Origin of the sequence: Ferruginibacter sp. (assembly GCF_031430955.1) — a bacterium.
Classification (GTDB): Bacteria; Bacteroidota; Bacteroidia; order Chitinophagales; family Chitinophagaceae; genus Ferruginibacter.
On the sequence record NZ_JANPCM010000329.1, the window covers coordinates 1 to 3,641 of the forward strand.

Genomic DNA, 3,641 nt, shown 5'->3' on the forward strand with positions numbered 1-3,641 from the left:
ATTAAACTTTTATTATCACCCACCGTCTATGTATGTATGAAACGTATTTATTTAAAAAACTTAAAACAAATTTTATGAAAGCAACAGTATTAGCCGCAGCAGTAGTATTAGGCGCATTTTTTACAAGTGCAACTGCACAGGTAAAACCAAGTACAAAAAGCCAGCACCACCGCATTAAGCAAGGTGTAAAAAGTGGCGAGTTAACGAAAGCAGAAACAAAAAATTTAGTAAAAGATCAAAGAGAAATTCGCCAGGAAGTAAAAGCTGCAAAAGCAGATGGTACAGTAACCGGCGCAGAAAGAAAAGATATCCGCCAGGATAAAAGACAGGCGAGCCGCAAAATTTACCGTAAAAAACATAACAACAGGGATAGAAATTAATTTTTACCAGCTCAGATAGATAGAAAAAAAATTCCACCGTACAAAGTGGGATTTTTTTTATGCCTCCCACTCACCCAAACCCTGGCGTATAATTTCCCAGTTATCTGTTGTGCAATCCACAACAGTAGAACCCATCATGCCGCCACTGCCGCCATCAATTACAAAATCAACCTTGTGGCCAAATTTTTCCTGCATCACATCGGGGTCGGTAAATTCTTCCACCATATCACCAGGTAAAGAAGCACTTAAAATGGGGTTACCCAATGCATCTAAAATATTTCGGCAAATATTATTATCCGGTATCCTTAAACCCACAGTACTTTTTTTACTCTGCAAAATTTTAGGCACCTGCTTACTGGCAGGTAAAATAAAAGTATAGGGGCCGGGCAAATAATTTTTAAGCATGCGGTAAAGCGGTGTATTAATACTTTTTGTGTAATCGCTAAGATGGCTTAAATCCCTGCAAATAAAACTCAGCTGTGCTTTTTGCGGATCAATATTTTTTATTTTACAAATTTGCTCTACCGCTTTATGCTGCATAATATCGCAGCCCAGCCCGTAAATGGTATCGGTGGGGTAAATAATTACGCCTCCATCTTTAAGGCATTCGGCAACCTGTTTTATTAATCTTGGTTGCGGATCATCAGGATGTATTTGTATAAGCATATGCCCCTATCCCCTGAGGGGGATTGATTGTGTTTTATTAAAAATTTTGTTACCGGCAGTAATCCCTGATTAAGCATCGTTGTGTTACTCCCTTGTACCGCATACCCCTACCGAACTTTTATCCAGGCGAAATATTAAAGGCCTTTTACAATTTATAAAATTACTCCTATTCATCTTACATTAATCTGTTACTTTTGCTTTTTGTGTATAAAATAAATCTTCAATCTAAAATCTAAAATTTGGTATGGCAGTTATTACAGTTGGCACCATGGCTTTTGATGCCATTGAAACCCCTTTTGGAAAAATAGATAAAATTGTTGGTGGCTCAGCAACTTATGTAGCTTATGCAGCCTGCAATTTTGTTACCCCCATTCAGCAAATATCTATTGTGGGCTACGATTTTCCACAGGAAGAAATGGATGAAATGAAAAGCCGTGGCATACAATTAGACGGTGTGGAAATTGTACCGGATAAAAAATCTTTTTTCTGGAGCGGTAAATATCATATTGATATGAACACCCGTGATACACTGGTAACAGATTTAAATGTACTGGCCGATTTTAATCCTGTTGTTCCAGAAAGTTTTCAGGGAGCAGAGTTTTTAATGCTGGGCAACCTGATGCCTAAATTACAAATGAGTGTGATTGATCAATTAAGGGTGAGGCCAAAATTAATTGTAATGGACACCATGAATTTTTGGATGGACATTGCCATGGATGATTTAAAAGCAGTGTTGAAAAAAATTGATGTGCTTTTAGTAAACGATGGTGAAGCAAGACAGTTGAGCGGCGAATTATCTTTGGTAAAAGCAGCCCGTGAAATATTAAAAATGGGCCCAAAATATTTAATTATAAAAAAGGGAGAGCATGGCGCTTTGCTGTTTCACGAAAATCATGTGTTCTTCGCCCCGGCCCTGCCGTTAGAAGAAGTATTTGACCCCACCGGTGCAGGCGATACTTTTGCCGGAGGTTTTATTGGCCACCTTGCAAAAACAAAAGACATTAGTTTTGAAAATATGAAAACTGCCATTATCATCGGCAGTGCTATGGCCAGTTTTTGTGTAGAAAAATTTGGCCCCGAAAGATTAAAAGAAATTACTAAGGCAGATATTGATGCCAGGCTGAGTGAGTTTGTACAATTGGTAAATTTTGATATTGATTTGGTGTAATGTTTTATCAATGAAGAAGTGAATTAAAGTATTTTAAACAAAAAATATGCTGGAGATAATTGCATTAATATTTATTGCAAAAGACATTAACAAAATAGCCATTCTAAAAGGGGTTAATCCACTTACTTGGAAAATTTATGCAATTGTAAGCTGGTTTGTTTTTGAAATTATTGGTATTGCAATCGACATGTTTGTATTTAAACAGGTTGATCTGGTTTCTTTAATGTTTTCCGGATTGGTTTTTGCATTTGGAGGTTTTTTAATAATACGTGCAATTTTATCTAACAAACCTGATAATACTTCCAGCGAAGATGTTAACAGGATTAGTGTAGATGATTTAAGGCCTTAAATTTATTCCCTATAAAATATTTTTCTTCTCTATGATAAAAAAAAATATTTTGCTGCTGGTATTAATTACTGTGTTTTGTAATTGCAGCTATGCACAACTTCGTATCGATAGTTTAGTTAACCAGTTAGGCGAAAAATATCCGCAGGAAAAAATTTACCTGCACCTTGATAAAAGTTATTACAATGCCGGCGAAACAATCTGGTTTAAAGCATATTTAGCCGCAGATAACTTAGTTAAACCTTTAAGTAAAACTGTGTATGCAGAGTTAATTGATGACAAAGGTTTTATTCTTCAAAAAAAAATAATGCCGGTTTATGCATCAGGTGCTGCCAGTAATTTTGATTTACCCGATACAATTAATTCTCAAAAGCTGTACATCAGGGCATACACTTCGTGGATGCTTAATTTCGATTCTACTTTATTGTATTTAAAACCGGTTCAAATAATTCCTTCTGCTACTGCTGCAAAAAAATTACCGTTACCTGCGGTTGCATACAGTTTAACTCTTTTTCCTGAAGGTGGTGATATGGTGGAAGATATTGGTTGCCGCATTGCATTTAAAGCCACCGACCAGGAAGGTATTCCATTTTTTGTTAGCGGTAATATTGTAAACGAAACTGGGAAAAAAATAAATTCTTTTACTGCAGCACACGATGGCATGGGTTTTTTTTTAATTATGCCCGTTGCAGGAGAAAAGTATAAAGCCATTTGGAAAGATAAAAAAGGGGTGCAGCATGAGACTGCTTTGCCCGAGGCAAAAAAACAAAGTGTATCCCTGAGTATCAGCAATACAACTGATACCCTGCGTTATACTTTAAAGCGGCCACAAAATGCTGATGAAGTTTTTACTGCTTACACTGTAGTTGCACAAATGCAGCACCAAATGATGTACAGTGCAAAAATAAACATGAAGAACAGAACAGAAGTTACTGCACCTATAGCAACCGAAAGTTTTGGCGACGGTGTTTTACAACTCACTGTTTTTAATGCCGCACAAATACCTGTTGCAGAACGGTTGGTATTTATAAATCATAACAATTATTATTTTGCTACCGACCTGCATGCTGTAGAAAAAAAT

Annotated in this window: 4 protein-coding genes and 1 pseudogene; 4 read left to right on the top strand and 1 reads right to left on the bottom strand. The window is 36.5% G+C overall.

Features of this window, described 5'->3' with window-relative positions:
- Positions 1 to 74: 74 nt before the first annotated feature.
- Positions 75 to 380 (top strand): hypothetical protein, encoded by a 306-nt coding sequence (locus tag ACY65O_RS09320; protein ID WP_462220584.1) that lies wholly within the window; start codon positions 75 to 77, stop codon positions 378 to 380.
- 57 nt (positions 381 to 437) lie between these two features.
- Here ACY65O_RS09320 and ACY65O_RS09325 read toward each other — a convergent pair whose 3' ends face one another.
- Entirely contained in the window at positions 438 to 1,046 is a 609-nt protein-coding gene (locus tag ACY65O_RS09325; protein WP_462220585.1) for an L-threonylcarbamoyladenylate synthase, read from the bottom strand.
- A 244-nt stretch (positions 1,047 to 1,290) separates the two neighbouring features.
- Here ACY65O_RS09325 and ACY65O_RS09330 point away from each other — a divergent pair, with 244 nt between their 5' ends.
- The 3 genes and pseudogenes from ACY65O_RS09330 to ACY65O_RS09340 form a co-directional block, all read left to right on the top strand.
- Positions 1,291 to 2,214 (top strand): PfkB family carbohydrate kinase, encoded by a 924-nt coding sequence (locus tag ACY65O_RS09330; protein ID WP_462220586.1) that lies wholly within the window; start codon positions 1,291 to 1,293, stop codon positions 2,212 to 2,214.
- A gap of 46 nt (positions 2,215 to 2,260) precedes the next feature.
- Entirely contained in the window at positions 2,261 to 2,563 is a 303-nt protein-coding gene (locus ACY65O_RS09335) for a hypothetical protein (RefSeq protein ID WP_462220587.1), read from the top strand.
- A 31-nt stretch (positions 2,564 to 2,594) separates the two neighbouring features.
- Positions 2,595 to 3,641 (top strand): annotated as a pseudogene (locus ACY65O_RS09340) (hypothetical protein); the annotation flags it as partial.